General features: G+C 66.5%; 15 protein-coding genes. 2 read left to right on the top strand and 13 right to left on the bottom strand.

Annotated features, from left to right (window positions below):
* Nucleotides 1–71: 71 nt before the first annotated feature.
* Nucleotides 72–542, bottom strand: a complete 471-nt coding sequence (ptsN, locus tag ACG04R_RS06565) for a PTS IIA-like nitrogen regulatory protein PtsN (protein ID WP_233393524.1) — start codon at nucleotides 540–542, stop codon at nucleotides 72–74.
* Nucleotides 543–801: 259 nt separating this feature from the next.
* A complete protein-coding gene (gene hpf, locus ACG04R_RS06560; protein WP_056200061.1) occupies nucleotides 802–1,143 on the bottom strand; it encodes a ribosome hibernation-promoting factor, HPF/YfiA family in 342 nt (113 codons plus the stop codon).
* Between the two features lie 404 nt (nucleotides 1,144–1,547).
* Between hpf and corA the strand changes: the two genes are divergently transcribed.
* Together corA and ACG04R_RS06550 are read left to right on the top strand one after the other, a co-directional pair.
* A complete protein-coding gene (corA, locus tag ACG04R_RS06555; RefSeq protein ID WP_394407339.1) occupies nucleotides 1,548–2,537 on the top strand; it encodes a magnesium/cobalt transporter CorA in 990 nt (329 codons plus the stop codon).
* A 437-nt stretch (nucleotides 2,538–2,974) separates the two neighbouring features.
* Complete coding sequence (locus tag ACG04R_RS06550; RefSeq protein WP_394407338.1) at nucleotides 2,975–3,838, top strand: ferritin family protein; 864 nt, start codon at nucleotides 2,975–2,977, stop codon at nucleotides 3,836–3,838.
* 64 nt (nucleotides 3,839–3,902) lie between these two features.
* Here ACG04R_RS06550 and ACG04R_RS06545 read toward each other — a convergent pair whose 3' ends face one another.
* From ACG04R_RS06545 to ACG04R_RS06495, 11 genes are all read right to left on the bottom strand, one after another.
* Nucleotides 3,903–4,781, bottom strand: coding sequence for a hypothetical protein (locus tag ACG04R_RS06545; protein ID WP_394407337.1), 879 nt, complete (start codon nucleotides 4,779–4,781; stop codon nucleotides 3,903–3,905).
* Nucleotides 4,782–4,797: 16 nt separating this feature from the next.
* Nucleotides 4,798–5,676 (bottom strand): ABC transporter ATP-binding protein, encoded by an 879-nt coding sequence (locus ACG04R_RS06540; RefSeq protein ID WP_394407336.1) that lies wholly within the window; start codon nucleotides 5,674–5,676, stop codon nucleotides 4,798–4,800.
* Nucleotides 5,673–6,026, bottom strand: coding sequence for a GntR family transcriptional regulator (locus ACG04R_RS06535; protein WP_394407335.1), 354 nt, complete (start codon nucleotides 6,024–6,026; stop codon nucleotides 5,673–5,675). The genes ACG04R_RS06540 and ACG04R_RS06535 overlap by 4 nt, the downstream gene beginning before the upstream one ends.
* Nucleotides 6,027–6,677: 651 nt before the next feature.
* Entirely contained in the window at nucleotides 6,678–8,090 is a 1,413-nt protein-coding gene (locus ACG04R_RS06530) for a serine hydrolase domain-containing protein (RefSeq protein ID WP_394407334.1), read from the bottom strand.
* Nucleotides 8,091–8,466: 376 nt separating this feature from the next.
* Nucleotides 8,467–8,640 carry a hypothetical protein gene (locus ACG04R_RS06525; RefSeq protein ID WP_394407333.1) on the bottom strand — a complete coding sequence of 58 codons (174 nt, stop codon included), beginning with the start codon at nucleotides 8,638–8,640 and terminating at the stop codon, nucleotides 8,467–8,469.
* A 205-nt stretch (nucleotides 8,641–8,845) separates the two neighbouring features.
* A complete protein-coding gene (locus ACG04R_RS06520) occupies nucleotides 8,846–9,169 on the bottom strand; it encodes a hypothetical protein (RefSeq protein ID WP_394407332.1) in 324 nt (107 codons plus the stop codon).
* 106 nt (nucleotides 9,170–9,275) lie between these two features.
* Complete coding sequence (locus tag ACG04R_RS06515) at nucleotides 9,276–10,082, bottom strand: oxidoreductase (protein ID WP_394408287.1); 807 nt, start codon at nucleotides 10,080–10,082, stop codon at nucleotides 9,276–9,278.
* A 133-nt stretch (nucleotides 10,083–10,215) separates the two neighbouring features.
* The gene (locus ACG04R_RS06510; RefSeq protein ID WP_394407331.1) at nucleotides 10,216–11,109 is read right to left on the bottom strand and encodes an NAD(P)/FAD-dependent oxidoreductase; all 894 of its coding nucleotides are present in this window, start codon (nucleotides 11,107–11,109) and stop codon (nucleotides 10,216–10,218) included.
* Between the two features lie 71 nt (nucleotides 11,110–11,180).
* Complete coding sequence (locus ACG04R_RS06505; RefSeq protein WP_394407330.1) at nucleotides 11,181–14,315, bottom strand: efflux RND transporter permease subunit; 3,135 nt, start codon at nucleotides 14,313–14,315, stop codon at nucleotides 11,181–11,183.
* Nucleotides 14,312–15,445, bottom strand: a complete 1,134-nt coding sequence (locus ACG04R_RS06500; protein ID WP_394407329.1) for an efflux RND transporter periplasmic adaptor subunit — start codon at nucleotides 15,443–15,445, stop codon at nucleotides 14,312–14,314. The genes ACG04R_RS06505 and ACG04R_RS06500 overlap by 4 nt, the downstream gene beginning before the upstream one ends.
* On the bottom strand, nucleotides 15,442–16,923 hold the full coding sequence (locus ACG04R_RS06495) for an efflux transporter outer membrane subunit (protein WP_394407328.1): 1,482 nt from the start codon (nucleotides 16,921–16,923) through the stop codon (nucleotides 15,442–15,444). The genes ACG04R_RS06500 and ACG04R_RS06495 overlap by 4 nt, the downstream gene beginning before the upstream one ends.
* Between the last annotated feature and the right edge of the window lie 33 nt (nucleotides 16,924–16,956).

The raw sequence follows: 16,956 nt of genomic DNA, 5'->3' as shown, positions 1-16,956 counted from the left end.
GGGGCGGCCCGGCGCTCGGCCCGCCGCCGCGTCTCGGTTATAGGGTTTACGCGAAGCGCCGAATGGCGGCATCAGGCGACGGACTTCAGCGGCTCCCAGGCCGCGATGAGTTTGTGCAGCGTCGCCGCTTCGGGCTCGGTCTTGAGCTGCTCGCGCAGTTCGCGGTCGGACAGCATCTCGGCGATCTCGGACAGGATCTCCAGATGACGCTGCGTGGCCGCCTCGGGCACCAGCAGGAAGATCAGCAGGCCCACGGGCTCGTCGTCCGGCGCGTCGAAGGCGATCGGCTGCTGCAGGCGCAGCACGGCGGCCAGCGGGTTCTTCAGGCCCTTGACGCGGCCGTGCGGAATGGCGACGCCATGGCCGAGGCCGGTCGAGCCCAGGCGCTCGCGGGCGAAAAGGTTGTCGGTGACCAGCGCCCGGGCCATCTGGTGGTGGTTTTCGAACAGCAGGCCGGCGTGTTCGAAGGCGCGCTTCTTGCTGGACGCATCCACGTTCACCAACACGTTGTCGGCGGGCAGGATGGCGGCGAGACGGTTCATGGGGCTGGGGCCGAGTGTCGGGGGCGCCTGAAGCGCGGCCTAAACAGGGCGGGTGGGTCAATCAGAGTCGCAGATTATGGAACTGCGGGCGGTTTTGGGGGGAGCGGTCGATCCCCGAGGCGTGCAAAACGCCGTCGCCGACCCCCGAATGCGGGTTTTTGCGGCACTGCAGCAACAACCGATTGCGACTGCGCGGCCCGCTTTGCACATCACAAAAACGAAAGCGGCCCGCAGGCCGCCTTGACATGAGCCGCTGCGATCAGCGAGCGGGAACCTCGAGGCGCTTGGCCGAGGCGTGGTGGTGGTCCTGGACCTTGTCCTTGTGGCGGCAGACCTGGCGGTCGAGCTTGTCCATCAATTGGTCAATGGCGGCGTAGAGGTCTTCGTGGGACTGCTCCACGAAGATGTCGCGGCCCTTCACGTGCAGCGTCACTTCGGCGCGCTGGCGGCGTTCCTTCTCCTTCTGCTTCTCCACGGTCAGCAGGACGTTGATGTCAACGACCTGGTCAAAGTGGCGTGTCACGCGATCCAGCTTGGTAAGCACGTACTCGCGCAGAGCCGGCGTGACTTCGAGATGATGGCCACTGATCGTCAGATTCATAAAGCCTCCTTTCAGAGGATTGGGTCGGAAAAACGGAACCAGAAAAACTGAGGAAAGGGGAGGAGGGAGGAGGTGTTTACAGGTAGCGGAGGTGGGTGGGAGTGGGGAATCGACGAGTCCAGTTTGCGCGCGAAGCGGCTGCATGACAAGGGGATGACGGTGAGCTTTTGTCGTGGGTCAGGTCTCGTTTTTGCGCCTTCTTTCACGACTTGCGCCGGTGCAATAATCCGCGGCTATTCCCCCGACGGAGCCCTTCTTGGACAGCAGTCACCCTCGGTGACCGTCCACTCCTGCCATGTGCGCTGAACGGCGCCCCCCGCCCGGAGTGAGACGGTTGAACTGAATCCCGCCACCCCGGACGGCGCGCCGCGTCGTCCCCTTGCCAGCGCTGCTGGAGACGATGCATGCTGAATGTGTTCACGCTGGACAATGGCCGCCTGAAGGGTGGGTTGTTCCAGGAGGAAATTGAAACCGCCGAAGCCCTGGCCCAGTCGCGCCCGGTCTGGGTCGACCTGGAAAGCCCCAGCGCGGAAGAGAAGGGGTGGATTCGCGACCGTTTCGGGCTGACCATCCCCGAGGACATCGTCGACGAGGACCTGGAGGAGTCGGCGCGCTTCTACGAGGAGGACAACGGCGAGCTGCACATCCGCTCGGACTTTCTCATCGAGGGCGATGACGGCCCGGCGGCCAGGCCGGCGCGCAACGTGCGCGTGGCGTTCATCCTGTTCAACAACGTGCTGTTCTCGGTCCACAACGAGGACCTGCCGGTGTTCCGCCTGCTGCGGCTGCGCGCGCGGCGCATCCCGGCATTGATCGAGGACGCCAAGGACGTGCTGCTCAAGCTCTACGACGCCGACGCCGAGTACTCGGCCGACGTGCTGGAGGGCATCTACGACAAACTGGAGGCCGTCAGCGCCCGGGTGCTGAAGAGCGACGTCACCGACGCCGAGGCCGGCGAGGTGCTGGGCTCCATCGCCCGCGAGGAAGACCTGAACGGCCGCATCCGTCGCAACGTGATGGACACGCGCCGCGCGGTCAGCTTCATGATGCGCAGCCGCATGCTGAATGCCGAGCAGTTCGAGGAATCGCGCCAGATCCTGCGCGACATCGACTCGCTGGACTCGCACACGGCCTTCCTGTTCGACAAGATCAACTTCCTGATGGACGCCACGGTCGGCTTCATCAACATCAACCAGAACAAGATCATCAAGATCTTCTCGGTGGCCAGCGTCGCCTTGCTGCCGCCGACGCTGATCGCGTCCATCTACGGCATGAACTTCAAGAACATGCCCGAGCTGGAGTCGCAGTGGGGCTATCCGTTCGCGCTGGTGCTGATGCTGCTGTCGGTGGCCGCGCCCTTCATCTACTTCCGCCGCAAAGGCTGGCTGAAGTAGTTCTGCCCGAAAGCAAAAGGCCCGTGTCGCACGACACGGGCCCGGCTTGTAAAAGCGGCCGCAGAACGCCTCGGAGCCAACGAGGGAGGGAGGGAGGAGGAGGAGAACGGCTCCAAGATTGCTGCTCTTCCAGAGCAGGTTGAGCGGCCTAAATTCCGTGGGGTGGGGTCTCCTCCTTGCCGAGCGTTGCTCGTGTTTTCGACGTGTGTAGCCGGTCAGTCGGCTCAGAGCACAAAGTTACGCGCTGCTGTACCAAATTCAAGCGACGATTGTTGCCAACCGTGTTGGCTGTCGTCCCGGACCCTTGGGGCGCTGAACGCCGTTTGCAAACAGTGCCGTCGCACCGCGTTCGCGGGGGCTCAGGCGCGACTTCACCCGGTCCGACACCCCGAGGCGGTGCGAACTTTTAGAATCCCGCCTCTAAACGAGGATTCACCATGCTTTACCCCGAACTGTTCAAGCAACTCGAAGCCGTGCGCTGGAACATGGACAGCGACATCCCCTGGGACAAGTTCGACGCCAGCCTGCTGTCTGACGAGCAGGCGCAGACCATCAAGATGAACGCCATCACCGAGTGGTCGGCATTGCCCGCCACCGAGATGTTCCTGCGCGACAACCGCGAGGACAGCGATTTCTCGGCCTTCATGTCGGTCTGGTTCTTCGAGGAACAGAAGCACAGCCTCGTGCTGATGGAGTACCTGAGGCGCTTCCGCCCCGACCTCGTGCCCACCGAGCAGGAACTGCACGAGGTGCGCTTCGATTTCGACCCCGCGCCGGCGCTCGAGACGCTGATGTTGCACTTCTGCGGGGAGATCCGCCTGAACCACTGGTACCGCCGTGCCGCCGAATGGCACACCGAACCGGTCATCAAGGCCATCTACGAAACCCTGTCGCGCGACGAGGCCCGCCATGGCGGCGCCTACCTGCGCTACATGAAGCGCGCGATGACCAAGTTCGGCGACGAGGCGCGTGCCGCCTTCGCCAAGGTCGGCGTGCTGATGGCCTCGGCTCGCCGCACCGCCCAGGCGCTGCACCCTACCAACCTGCACGTCAACGCCAAGCTGTTCCCACGCGACACCATCCAGAGCCGCCTGCCCGACCCCGAGTGGCTGGAGCGCTGGCTGGACACGCAGATCCAGTTCGACACCGTGTGGGAGAACAAGGTCGTCGAGCGCATCCTGCACAACATGAGCCTGCTGATGGACCGCAGCTTCGCGACCGTGCAGGAGCTCAACCGTTTCCGCAAGGAGATGGCCGCTCGCATCGTGCCGCCGGCGGCCGGCGCGGCTTCTGCGGCCTGATCCGCACCCCGCCAAGAACAAAGCCCGCCATCGGCGGGCTTTTTCATGGACGATGGCTTGGCACTCAGCCCGCGCGCCGGCGCCGCAGGATCAGCAGATAGAAGCCCAGTGCGGCGACGGCCAGGCCGCTGGCGACCTGCCAGCTCAGCAGCGCCTGCAACTCATGGGCGGCATCCGCCACGGCCCAATGCCAGGCCTCGCTGCTGTCGACTGACGCCATCTGTGCCGGGCTCGACGCCAGTTGCTGGGGGTTGGCCAGCAGCGCATGCCAGGCGCCGGCAAGCTGCACGTCCAGCCAGTCGCGGATCGCCACGAAGCCATAGACCTTGGGCAGGATGGCGCAGGTGATCACCGCTACCGCCGTGATGGCGGCGACCGACCAGCGCTTCAGCCACGCCGACGTCGCCATCACCATCAGAACCAGCGGCGCCAGCCAGACGAGCGCCAGCACCACGCCCAGAGCAATGCGCAGCATCGCCGGGACCGCGAGCAGCGAGACCTGACCCCACGGCACGGCCATCAGCCCCTCGACGCCGGTCGACTTCAACACCACGGCGGCGGCAACTCCGTAGCCGATGCCGAAGCCGAACACCACGGCGGCCAGCGGCACCAGCAGCGTGTGCGCCAGCAGTGTCGCCAGCAGGCTCTCGCTGTTGCTGGCGGGCAGTGACAGCCAGAACTCGATGGAACGGTCCTGCACGTCCCGGCGTGCCAGGCCCGGCAACTGGAAGGCCGCGCTCAGTGCAGCGATGACCAGCAGAACCATGATCGTCGCCATCACGACGATCAGTCCGGCGGCGAGCGGCTGGTCCGGCATGCCGTGGGTCTCGCCAAACGGCAGGATGATCAGGAACAGGGCAGGCGGCAGCGCGAGCGTCAGCAGCCAGCCGCGCTTGTGCTGCATCCACTCGCGCAGCAACAGGGCAGGAATATGCGAAGTCATGGCGTCTCCTTGGTGTTCAGGCCTGGGCCTTGTTCAGCGCCGGGTTGCGGGTCAGCGCCATGAAGAGGTCGACGAGGCTGGGCCGCACGCGCTGGCCCAGGCTCGCCACGTGGTCGGGCGGCGTGCCGTCGAACAGCGACGTCGTGCGCCCTTGCTCGCGGTAGCGCAGCAGCGGGTGGGCAGCCGCCATCGCGTCCGCGGCGGCCTGGTCGTGGTTCAGCGCAACGAAGCGGCTGTCGATGTCCTCCAGGCTGATGGCCAGCGCCACGCGGCCCTCGTCCAGCATGATCACGTCGGACAGCAACGCTTCGACCTCTTCCACCTGGTGCGTCGAGATCAGCACGCTGCGCTCGCCGTCGCACCATTCGTCGATGAGCATCTCGTAGAAGCTCTTGCGCGAGATCACGTCCAGCCCCAGCGTCGGCTCGTCCAGGATCATCAGCTTCGCGTCGATGGCGGCGATCAGCGCCAGGTGCGTTTGCGCCACCATGCCCTTGGACAGGCTCTTGATCTTGTCGCCCTCGCCGACGCTGGTGCGCTTCAGCAGCGCCCGCGCCCGCTCGGCCGAGAACTTCGGCTGCAGCTTGCCCATCAGCGTGATCAGCTCATGCACGCGCGCCCAGCGCGGCAGCACGGCCACGTCGGGGATATAGCTCAGCTCGGTCAGCAGCTGCTGGCGGTTCTTCGTCGGCTCCAGGCCCAGCACGCGCAGATCGCCCTGCACCGGCAGCAGCCCGACCAGCGCCTTCATCAGCGACGTCTTGCCCGCGCCGTTGTGGCCCAGCAGCCCCACCACGCGACCCTTGGGCACGGCGATGGATACCTCGTTCAGCGCCGTCTTCTTGCCGTAGGCCAGCGTGATGTTCCTGGCTTCGATGAGATTGGTGTTGTTCATGTCGACTCCCAGTTCAGATCCTTGGCCGTCAGGCCCAGCCGCTTGAGTTTGGCTCTGAGGGCGGGCCAGTCCTTCTGCAGGAACTGTTCGCGCTCATGACGGAGCAGCCGCTCGCGCGCGCCGGCCGTGACGAACATCCCCAGCCCGCGCCGCGTCTCGATGAGACCGTGGTCGCTGAGCGCCTGCAGCGCCCGCGTCACCGTCAACGGGTTGATGACGTACTGGCTGGCCAGCACGCGCACCGAGGGCAGCGCTTCGCCCTCCGAGGGGTTGCCGTCGAGCAGCTGCACGGCCAGTCGGTCGGCCAGCTGCTGGTAGATCGGCGCCTGGTCTGTCCAGGTGGGAGTCATGTGAGCTCCGGGGTGTGTTGCTGATGTAGCACACCATATCTCCAGGGCCGGGTCAGGACCTAGCGGCGAGCGACAGGCCGTCGAAATGGGGGGATGAGTTGCTGTTGTCGGTTTGTGCGGGCCTTCAGTGGCCGTTCGCTGAGCGTGGAGCAGTGGGGTAGGGGACCCGTCAGAGACAGGGGTTGTCGTACTGTTGGCCATCGCTTTTTCGCCATGGCGGTCCAGCCGAGGACGGGCGTTGAGGTGGCCTGCATATTCCGACGGCACCAGAGCACCCGGTCCATCGTCTTTTGATCACCGAATCCGACAGCGGCTGATCGGCGCGTCCAGAGATATTGCGCGCGGCGGGTCAGTGGACCGCTTCGGGCTGATCTGAGTCGTTGGTCGCCCACGGTACGAGCGACAGTTCGCGCCGAAACCGCCCGTTGAACGTCGCCGGACCAACCCGGCACCTTCACCCTCAGAACCTACCGTTCGACTGCAGTGCCAGATCCGCGTGCCAACCTGTACGACCACCTACGCGCCGCGCGCCAATCTCATGGCGACCTATCTGCGCCATTTGATTGCTCGATTTGGCCCAAGAAGGTCGGCAATCGCGCGATACGCACCGGGCTCCCAAATCCAACGCTGCGTGGGCCATTTCCGAGACGCTCATTCTCCACTTAGGGAGGTAGCTCGCGCCGACTGCAGCAGATCCTGCACCGCACTCCTTGTGGACTCCGCTGCGTCGTTGGCGCAAGCGGCACAAACGGTGCCCATCTTCCGGTCGATCATGACTTCGGCGAACCACATGGTGTTCGAACCGCCATGGGAGAGCCGGCCGTTCATGCCGGTTTCCCAGCCAAGCGCATAGCTGTCGCCGAAGTGCGGTGTGTGGAGCTTGTCCCACGACGCCGATTGCAGGAAGTTTGAGGGACGGTTGAGATGGGCGCAGAGGTAGACGAGCATGTCCGCCAGGGGCATGTGCACGCGGCCTGCAGGCCCTAGTGCCACCGGGTTGTCGTCATCCGGCCGGCCGGGGCGATGCGGCTGTCGCTTGCCGTCGGCCACGGCATGGCCAACCGGTTGATCGAGCCTGCCGGGTGCACCTGGCGCTCCCTGCCCAGCATGCTTGATACCCAAAGGCGCGAAGACTTCGGTCTGGATGAGATTCTCCCAAGGCTTGCCAGTGAGCTTCTCCAGCATGGCGCCAGCGACGATGTAGCCGTTGTTGCTGTAGGCCAGCTGAGCTCCTAGCGCGCCGACGGGCTTCTGGGCGAGCGCGAGCCGCACGTACCTCAGCCGCTCTACGCGGGCGTCCGCCAATGCCAAGCTGAACTCGTTGATCTTGGTCACATTGGACTGAAGGCCTGCGCGATGGCTGAGCAGATGCACGAGCGTGGCGTCCCGGTAGGGCTGGGGCACTGTTGCATCCACGTCGTCGAGGATCTGGGCGATCGTCGTGTCCCAGCGGATGACGCCGGCCTCGACCAGACGGGCACACAGAGTTGCAGTCATGGACTTGGTGATCGACCCCCAATGCCACTGGTCCTCGGGCTGGACGGCTATGTTGGCGTCGCTGGCGCGCAGGCCCGAGACAAGCAGCCCGGATCGGGCGCCTCTCGACCAGGCCGCGCCCATGGCGGGCGTTGCAGCGGCCGCGCGCTTGGCATCCAGCAGCTCGCGTGTTAGGGGCGGCCAGACTTGCTCGGTTACAGGCTCAGCCACCTCCCCGCGCGCCAGTCGCAACTTGACGGGGCGCGCTTGCGTGAACACGCCGTCGATATGGTCGGCGTCTGCGAGGCTGCCTTCGAAGCGCGCGCGGACCTTCTTGAAGTTCACGCTGACCCGCTCGCCTTCCAAGACCACGTCGCTGCCAGCCACGCTGGCGCCGCCCTGATCGACGCTGATGGCAAGGACACCCTTGCCATCGATGACTAGCCGAAGGGTCAGCTGGACGTTGCCAAGGTCAAGGATGCCGGTCCAGGTTCCGTACAGGGGCGGGTCAGCTGCAAGCGCTGGGCCTGCGCCCATGCCCCACAGCGTGGTCAGTATGCTTAGGTGCTCGCGTCGGGTCATGTTCATCAGTGCCTCCTTCGACAAGTCGTTAAGTTGCCGTTGACTTTCTTCTGCGGCGCCCCCTAGCACCTTCAACCGCTCGACAGGGCTTTAGAGCTTCTGGTCGAGCGGGGGTAGCTCGCGATGGCAGTGGCTTGTTGCCGGCCTTGTCGTAGGCCTCGGCAGCGCTGTCCTGTGCGTTCGCGCTCGTCGTGTGTGGCTGGCGTTAAAGGTCAGCCGTTCGATGGATTGGAATGACAGCGCGGTCAGCACGCCACCTGTGAGTCATCTTGATTCCATAGACGCACAACGCGCCGCCGCGTCTATCGCCTACCGGATTTCGCTCAACACGCTGAGCGATTGACGGTGACCTGCACGCCGAGGGACCGAAGGCCACGGGGCATCACTTGCAGCCCTTGACGTTGCCGGAGCCGCAGGCGGCCAGCGCGAGACCGCTTTTCCTGGCCATGATGGCGGCGTCATTTGCGTTGGACGACCGGGACTGCGGCGCGACGATGCAGGCGCTCAGCAAGGCGGGCGCGATGACGACAAAGGTGGCGGAAGCGATATGCGTCATTCGGTCTCTCGAGGGGCGCGCGTCCGTATCGTTGCCGAAATCGAGTCCGCGCTGCCAAGCCGACTTCAGAGTGCCAGCTTGAACGGCGCGCGGTGTGCCCTTCAAGGACGTGTGTCAGCAAAGATCACCGTTCAGCATCTGTAGGACATCGATTCCGCGCCCTCACCTTGCGCATCGACTCGCCCTTGAGGCTTGCGCAGCGTCCCTATTTGCCTTTTGCCGGAGCAGCATCCGCCTTCGGGGCCAGCTCACACATCGGCCGATAGACAGCAGGCGGAGTTGAGCTGATGTGGAAATCCAGTTCGCCCTCAGCCCGCGCACGGACCAACTCGGCGATCACGATCTCACGCGTGAGAGGGGCGCCCGAACGAATCTCTGCGCTGATGTTGCGACAGTTTTTCTGCGGGGCCGGTGCGGCGACAGGCTTCTCATCATTCTTTTTGCTTTCCGGCGCAGGCTGCTGGGCGATGCAAAGCGGCGCTGTCAGGGCAAGAAGGGCACCCACAGAGTAGATAGTCTTGGAAAACATTGATGCCTCACATAGATGTTGTTGACGTGGACGCCAACACGATTGACCCCACGTGGGGGCGTTGCTCGGCCATGACTTGCCGAAGGGAATCCGCACCGGCTTCGGCTCAGCCCAGGCCCAGCTGTTTGCGCAGGCTTTTGTCGACAGGACCGGCGGGCATGAAGCGGCGCAACTTGCTCAGCAGCGAGGCCTGGCCCGGAGGCGGGCGTCGCATCCGCCAGGTCCCGGCCGCCGCATCGACGATGGTGTTGGCGACGGTCGCCGGGTCATCGCCGCCATTGACATGGGTCGAGAACGAGCGCGTGACCCGCTGACGTTCCTCGTCGTAGGCCTCGATCGACGTGGCCGTGTGGGGCGAGTTGGCATCGAGGCTGGTCTTTGTGTAGGAAGGCTGGACCAGGGTCACGCGGATGCCGAACTGGCGCACTTCGTGATCCAAGGATTCCGACAGCCCTTCGACGGCGTGCTTGGATGCGGCGTAGAGGCCCATGTAGGGGCCCGGCAGGAACCCCAGTACCGAGCTGACGTTGACGATCCGGCCCTGCCGCTGCTCCCGCATGTGCGGCAGGACCGCTTGTGAGACCCTGAGAACGCCCAGCACGTTGGTGTCGAACAGGGCGGCCGCCTCGGCAGGCGTGGTCTCCTCCACCGCGCCCATCATGTTCACGCCGGCGTTGTTGACGAGGACATCGACCCGCCCAGCGCGGCTGATCACTGTCTGCACGCCGGCAAGAACCGAGGTGTCGCTGCGAACGTCCATATCGACCAGCTCGACACCTGTGACCGAGGTGGCTTTCTGGAGGTTGCGCACAGTGCCGAAGACACGGCAGCCGCGCGCGGCGAACTTCTTGGCTGCGGCGAGGCCGATGCCGGAGGAAACGCCTGTGATCAGGACAACAGGTGGGTTGGTCATGAAGATCTCTGGTTGATTCAGGTGAATGAGGGCAAAGCGCTGCTCCACGCGTGCCGCGCACGCTTGATGCCTCGTCATGTGGAATCGCCCTTCTGGCGGCAGCCCGTGGCCACCGGAGAAGGGCCCGGTGCACTCAGGTCAACATCGACTGCTGGGCGAAGATGCCCGCCATCGCGCCCTGCCACGTTGCCTGGGTGACCGAGGGCAGGAAGGGCGTGGCGAGGTCGCCGGCGGCATAGATGCCCGGCATGCTGGTCTGGCGGCGCTCGTCGACCTTGAGTGCGATGCCCACGGGCGTATCGACCGTGGCGAGGCCCAGCGATTCATGCAGGCTCGCGGACGGCTTGTTGCGCGGATGGGCGAACAGGACGTCGACCGCGACATTCTTCCGGGTGTCGAGATTGACAGTGGCGATATGGCCCTGGTGATGGGCGATCTCGTTGATCCGGCCATCGATAACGGGGATGTTGCGCCCCGCCAGATCGGCCTGAACATCAGCCGGAATGTCGTGACCATCGGCAAAGACCGTCAGCTTGTCGGTCCAATCGAGGAACAGCCTGGCGGACTGGTGTGACTGCGGACTCGACCAGACGAGGCCCCAATGTCGGCCAGCGACCTCGAAGCCGTCGCAGTAGGGGCAGGGCACGATGGTCGTGCCCCAGCATTCGGCGAAGCCCGGCACATCAGGCATCTGATCGGTGATGCCATAGCTCAGGATCACGCGGCGCGCCCCCAGGCTTTGACCATCGCTGGTGAGGACGGAGAAATCGTCGAGGGCGCCGGAGACGCTGTAGGCCCGGGCATTGACCAGCTTGATCGCGGCGTAGCGCGCCAGCTGCTGCCGCGCTTCGGCCAGGATGTCCGATGGCGGCTTGTGATCGTGGCCGAGCAGGCCATGCGAGTGGTGCGCGAAGCGATTGCGAGGCAGGCCGGTATCGAGGACGGTGACCTTGCGGCCGGCGCGGCCGAGCTGCAGGGCTGCGGCGAGGCCGGCAAAACTGCCGCCGATGATGATGACGTCATCCATGGTGATGGGCTCCGTGTTGTGGATGGAGGGACTCGGCTGGAAAGACTGCGGCAGGTGCGGCGTCGGCGTGCTCAGGCATGAGCCCCTCCGTCCGCAAGTCGTGTGTCGAGGGCCGGCGCCGCTTCTGCAGGCGCCCGTGCGGGGCTGTCACGCCGGATGCGGAACCAGGCGGCGTACAGCGCCGGCACGAAGACGAGGGTCAACGCCGTAGCCACCACCAGGCCACCCATGATCGCAATGGCCATCGGGCCCCAGAACACGCTGTGCGAGAGCGGGATCATTGCCAGCACCGCCGCTGCGGCCGTCAGCACCACCGGGCGCGAGCGCCGCACCGTGGCGTCGACGATGGCGGCCCAGGGCGCGATGCCGCGTCGGATGTCCTGATCGATCTGGTCAACCAGGATGATCGAGTTGCGCATGATCATGCCGCTCAGTGCGATCACTCCCAGCAGCGCTACGAAGCCAAACGGCGCGTTGAACAGCAGGAGCGCCGGCACCACGCCGATCAGCGCCAGCGGTGCCGTCATGAACACCATGAACAACCGCGAGAAGCTCTGCAACTGGATCATCAGTAGCGTCAGCATCACCGCGAACATCGCCGGGAAGACGGCGAACAGCGCCACGTTGGCCTTGTCGCTCTCCTCGATCGCGCCGCCTTCCTCGACGCGGTAGCCCGCCGGCAGGCTGTCGATGATGGGCTTGAGCGATGGCCGGATCTTCGCCGTGGCGTCAGGCCCCTGGACACCATCGACGACGTCGCTACGCACGGTGAGTGCCATGTCGCGGTTGCGCCGCCACAGCACCGGCTCTTCGAAGCTCGGCTCGACCCGGGCCACCTGCGACAACGGTACGGTGGCGCCGCTGCGCGTGAACAGCTGCAGGTCGCCCAGCTGGCCGATGCGCTTGCGCTCTTCGGGCGAGGCCCGCACCACCACGTCGATGAGTTCCTCGCCGCGGCGGATCTGCGTCACCGGCGCACCGTCCAGCGCGGTCTGCACCAAACCTTGGACGTCCGCCGTGGACAGGCCCAGCAGGCGCGCCTTGTCCTGGTCGACATGAACCTGCATCGAGCGGACCTGCTCGTTCCAGTCGAGCTGCGTGTCGCGCACCAACGCGCTCTGGCGCACCGTGTCGCGCACGCGATAGGCGATCTCGCGCACCTGCGCCTTGTCCGGACCGATCACACGGAACTGCACCGGGAAGCCCACCGGCGGGCCGAATTCCAGGCGCTGCACGCGCGCCCTGACATCAGGGAAGGCCTCGTCCTTGTCGAAAAGCTCCATCAGGCGGGCACGCAGGCGCTCGCGCTGTTCAGTGCCTGCCGTCTTGATGACGAACTGGGCGAAACCCGGGTTGGGCAGTTCCGGCTGGATCGACAGATAGAAGCGCGGCGTGCCGGCGCCGGTGTAGGCCGTGGAGAACTCGATGTCCGGGTCCTTGGCCAGCCTGGCCTCGAGCAGCTTCACCTGATGCTCGGTGGCGGGGAAGGATGCGCCTTCGCGCAGGCGCAGGTCGACCAGCAACTCCGGCCGAGACGCGGTCGGGAAGAACTGCTGCTGCACCTTCAGCATGCCGGCACCGGAGGCGGCGAAGACGAGTACGGTGATGGCGAGCACCCAGGCCCTGTGCTGCACCGCCCAGTCCACGATGCCGCGCAGCCGGCGGTAGATGGGGCGGTCATAAGGGTCGTGGTGGGCACCGTGTCCGTGTTGGCTCGCCAGGTTCTTGGGCAACAGGAGCACACCCAGGTACGGCGTGAAGACCACAGCCACCAGCCAGGACAGGATCAGCGCCGTTCCGACGACCCAGAAGATGCCGCCCGCGTATTGGCCGGCGATCGACTTCGCGAAGCCCACCGGCATGAAGCCGGCGGCCGTGACCAGCGTGCCGGTCAGCATCGGAAACGCGGTGGACGTGTAGGCGTAGGTGGCCGCGCGCAGGCGGTCCCAGCCTTCCTCCAGCTTCACCACCATCATCTCGACGGCGATGATGGCGTCGTCCACCAGCAGGCCGAGCGCGATGATCAGCGCCCCGAGCGAAATACGGTCGAGGTTCCAGCCGGCGGCATGCATGACGGCTGCGACCAGCGCGAGCACCAGCGGCACCGATGCGGCGACCACGATGCCGGTGCGCCAGCCGAGGAAGAGGAAGGACACCGCCAGCACGATTGCCAGCGCCTCCAGGAACGAGCGCTCGAACTCCCAGACCGACTCGGCCACCACGCGTGGCTGGTCGGCGTACTGCTGGATCTCGACCCCGGCCGGGATCTCCTGCCTGATCTGGGCGAGCCGCTGCTCCAGCGCCTTGCCGAAGTCCAGCACATTGCCGTTTTGCTGCATGGTCACGCCAATGGCAAGAACCGGCACGCCGTTGTGACGGATGCTGAAGCTGGGCGGGTCCTCGTAGCCGGCGCGCACGGTCGCGATGTCTGCCAGCCGCAGCAACTGTCCACCGACTTCCAGCGTCACGTTGGCAACGTCCGCGGCGCTCTTGAGCCCACCGTCGACGCGCACCTGCACGCGGTCGTGCGTCGCGTCTGCCGAGCCGGCGGGCGTCACCAGGTTCTGGCGTGCCAGCGCATCGAAGACTGTCGTTGGCGCGATGCCGAGCGACGCCAGGCGCCGGGTCGACAACTCCACGTACACCCGCTCGGCCTGCTTGCCCAGCACGTCGACCTTGGCGGCCCCCGGCACGCTCTGGAAGCGGTGCTTCACGTCCTCGGTGAGCGTCAGCAGTTCGGCCATCGACAGGTCCGGCGCGCTCAACGCATACAGCACGCTGTAGCGGTCGTTGTACTCGTCGTTGAAGAACGGCCCGCGCACGCCTTCGGGGAACTCCTGGCGCATGTCGCCGATCTTCTTGCGCACCTGGTACCAGGCGTTCTCGAGTTCCTCCTTGCTGCTGCCGCCCTTCATCCACAGCGTGATGCCGCCGTAGCCCTGGCGCGAGAAGCTGCGCACGTAATCGAAGTGGTCCAGCTCCTGCAGGCGGCGCTCGATGCGGTTGAGCACCTGGTCCTGCATGTCCTGCGCGGTGGCGCCGGGCCACACGACGATGGCCGTCATCTGCGGCACGTCGAAGTTGGGGTCCTCCAGGCGCCCAAGTCGGCTGAACGACAGGCTGCCGACGATGAGCGTCGCGATGATCAGGAACAGCACCATGGGCCGATGCGTGACGGCCCATTCCGAAAGATTGAAGCGCTTCATGAACTGCTCTTGGCAACAGCGGCCGCGGTGGAGTCGTGGGGGCGCTCGATGGCGCGCACGGCCATGCCTGCATCCAGCTTCTGAGCGCCCACGCTGACGACCTTGCTGCCCGCGACCAGGCCCGTGACCTGAACCGTGGCATCGTCGACGGCCACCACCTGGACCGGCGTGAGCACGAGGCCCGAACCCTTGGCGTTCACCGTCCACACGCCGGCGGGGCCACTGCCCTTGACCACGGTACTCACGGGCAGCATCGCGGTCGCAGGGCCTGCCTGCGGTGCCGACAGCGTCAGCTGCATCGTGCTGCCCAGCGGCAGGGCGGCCACGGGTTCACGCGATGCAGCTGCGGCCGAATAGCGCGCGCGGTAGGTGCGGCCTTGCGCGCTGGCCTGCGGCGAGAGCTCACGCAGCACGAGGCGGACCTGCGATTTCGGATCGTTCCAGGGGGCCGCCGTGGCGACCAGGCTGTGGGCCCGGCCAACCCAGTCCTCGGGTAGCTCGGCGACGATCTCACGTTCGCCGTCACGGGCCAGCGACAGCAGGGGCAGGCCTTCCGCGACCACCTGGCCACGCTCGAAGCGCAGCGCCGTGACCACACCTGCGTAGGGCGCGACCAGCGTGGCGTAGGCCTCGCGATTTCGCGCGAGCGCGAGCTGTCGACTCGACTGGTCCAGGCGCGCCGCAGCGGCGTCGGCACGCGCCTTCTGGCGCTCGTGGTCGGCGGCGCCGACCGATCCGTCCGCCAGCAGTCGCCTGAAACGCGCCTCGTCGGAAGCGGCCTGCTGCGCGTCCACGGACGCGGCCTGCACCTGGTCCGCGGCCGCCTTCACGGCCAGCTGGTAATCGGCGGGGTCCAGACGAGCCAGCACCTGGCCCGCCCTGACGCTGTCGCCCACTTCGACGAGCCGCTCGACCACCTTGCCGCCGGTCCGGAATCCAAGCTCCGTCTCCACGCGGGCACGGACCACCGACGTAAAGCTGCGGGTTTGCGCGGGGTTGGCCAGTGTCACGGTCGTCACGAAGACCGGCTTCACGGCGGCGGTCGGCGCGGGCCGTTCGCTACAGGCCGCCAGCAGCAGGCTGGCGGCGGCGATGCTCGAAAGCGAAAGGGTGGGGAAGATCCTGTTCACTGGGGCGTCCTTGCGGCAAGTGAAGTCATGTCGGTGCTGGGCTGCGTCGTGGGGAACCCACCGCCCAGGGCTTTGTAGAGCTGCACGTCGGCCAGCGCCTGCTGCAGGCGGCTCTCCGACAGGGCCAGTTCGCTAGACAGCACGGAGCGCTGCACGTCCAGCAGGACCAGCAAGTCGATCTGCCCTTCGCGCTGGAGCGATTCCGCGCGCTGCAGCGAGCGGCGGCGGTGCTCGACGGTCAGCGCGAGGGCCGCATTGCGCTCGGCCTCCTGCGAGCGCACGAGCAGGCTGTCCTCGACTTCCTGGACAGCCACCAGCACTGACTTTTGCCAGGCGAGCAGCGCCTCGTCGGCGCGCGCGGACTGCACCCGAGCGCCGGCCTCGATGCGCCCGGCGTTGAAGACCGGCATCGCAAAGGCCAGCGCGACGTTGGAGAAGTGGACCGGCGCGAGATCGAGCGCATTCAGCCGCAAGTCTTGGCGGCCCACCAAGGCGCTGAGGAACAGCTTGGGCCACCACTGGGCGCGGGCTTCGGCGGTGCGCAGGGCCTCGGCCCCGACACGCGCCTCGGCAGCGACCAGATCGGGACGACGCCTCAGCAGCTCACTGGGTTGGCCGGCCGCGATGGCCCGCACCGCCGGCCAGGTGAAGCCCTGGTCGGCGTCGAGAACCCGCACCGACGGGCTACGGCCGAGCAGCACGGCCAGCCGGGTCTGCGTGGTACCGACCAGCGTCCTCAGCGCCGGTACCTGGGCGTCCAGTGCGTCCGCTTCGGCGCGCGCACGGTCGTGGTCGAAGGCGCTGGCCTGGCCTTCGCGCAGGCGGCTCTCTACGTGTGCGGCGGTCTGGCGCTGGGCGTCGGCCAGGGCCGACACGATGCGCAGCCTCTCCTCGGCGCTGCGCAGCACGAAGTATTGGCGCGCGACCTCGCTGGCGACCAGCAGGCGCGCGCCTTGCACGCCTGCGACCGCTGCCGTGCTGTCGGCCTGCGCTGCGTCGCGCGCGGCGCGCAAGCCGCCCGCCAGGTCGATCTCCCAGGCGACATCGACGCCGGCGCGCAGCGCGCGCGTGTCGGGCATCCCCTGCTTCACGGGCGCGGGCAGGCCGCTGTCGCTGCGTGATGCGGAAGCCTGTACGCCCACCGTCGGCCATAGGCGAGAGGCCTGGGCATCCGCGCCCGCGCGGGCCTGGGCGACGTGCTGGAGGGCGATGGCGATGTCCTGGTTGGCGCTCAGCGCTTCCTCAACCAGCGCGGTGAGCGCGGGATCTTTCCAGGCGGCCCACCACTCGGTGCCTGCGGCTGCACCTTGCGCCTGAGCCTCCGGGGCGTGGCCAAACGCGACCGCGAGTGGTACCGAGGGTGCGGGAGGCCGCATGGCGGGTGTCGAGCACGCCGACAGCGCGACCCCTGCCGCGAGTGACAGGAGGCGGGTTGCCGCATGGACCGATCTGCGGTCTCGCTGGGGGGGTGAAGTCATCGCGCACTTTTTACTGGACTCATTGGTACAGTA

The sequence above is a fragment of the Pelomonas candidula genome (genome assembly GCF_043555985.1).
GTDB classification, from domain to species: Bacteria; Pseudomonadota; Gammaproteobacteria; order Burkholderiales; family Burkholderiaceae_C; genus Pelomonas; species Pelomonas candidula.
This window is presented reverse-complemented; position numbering and strand designations above follow the sequence as displayed.

What these genes read in the sequence shown, in the direction of transcription:
- ptsN (WP_233393524.1), bottom strand. Translation starts at nt 542, where the DNA reads ATGAACCGTCTCGCCGCCATCCTGCCCGCCGACAACGTGTTGGTGAAC.
- ACG04R_RS06530 (WP_394407334.1), bottom strand. Translation starts at nt 8,090, where the DNA reads ATGAACATGACCCGACGCGAGCACCTAAGCATACTGACCACGCTGTGG.
- ACG04R_RS06535 (WP_394407335.1), bottom strand. Translation starts at nt 6,026, where the DNA reads ATGACTCCCACCTGGACAGACCAGGCGCCGATCTACCAGCAGCTGGCC.
- ACG04R_RS06550 (WP_394407338.1), top strand. Translation starts at nt 2,975, where the DNA reads ATGCTTTACCCCGAACTGTTCAAGCAACTCGAAGCCGTGCGCTGGAAC.
- ACG04R_RS06525 (WP_394407333.1), bottom strand. Translation starts at nt 8,640, where the DNA reads ATGACGCATATCGCTTCCGCCACCTTTGTCGTCATCGCGCCCGCCTTG.
- ACG04R_RS06495 (WP_394407328.1), bottom strand. Translation starts at nt 16,923, where the DNA reads ATGACTTCACCCCCCCAGCGAGACCGCAGATCGGTCCATGCGGCAACC.
- ACG04R_RS06540 (WP_394407336.1), bottom strand. Translation starts at nt 5,676, where the DNA reads ATGAACAACACCAATCTCATCGAAGCCAGGAACATCACGCTGGCCTAC.
- ACG04R_RS06520 (WP_394407332.1), bottom strand. Translation starts at nt 9,169, where the DNA reads ATGTTTTCCAAGACTATCTACTCTGTGGGTGCCCTTCTTGCCCTGACA.
- ACG04R_RS06515 (WP_394408287.1), bottom strand. Translation starts at nt 10,082, where the DNA reads ATGACCAACCCACCTGTTGTCCTGATCACAGGCGTTTCCTCCGGCATC.
- ACG04R_RS06505 (WP_394407330.1), bottom strand. Translation starts at nt 14,315, where the DNA reads ATGAAGCGCTTCAATCTTTCGGAATGGGCCGTCACGCATCGGCCCATG.
- ACG04R_RS06510 (WP_394407331.1), bottom strand. Translation starts at nt 11,109, where the DNA reads ATGGATGACGTCATCATCATCGGCGGCAGTTTTGCCGGCCTCGCCGCA.
- hpf (WP_056200061.1), bottom strand. Translation starts at nt 1,143, where the DNA reads ATGAATCTGACGATCAGTGGCCATCATCTCGAAGTCACGCCGGCTCTG.
- corA (WP_394407339.1), top strand. Translation starts at nt 1,548, where the DNA reads ATGCTGAATGTGTTCACGCTGGACAATGGCCGCCTGAAGGGTGGGTTG.
- ACG04R_RS06545 (WP_394407337.1), bottom strand. Translation starts at nt 4,781, where the DNA reads ATGACTTCGCATATTCCTGCCCTGTTGCTGCGCGAGTGGATGCAGCAC.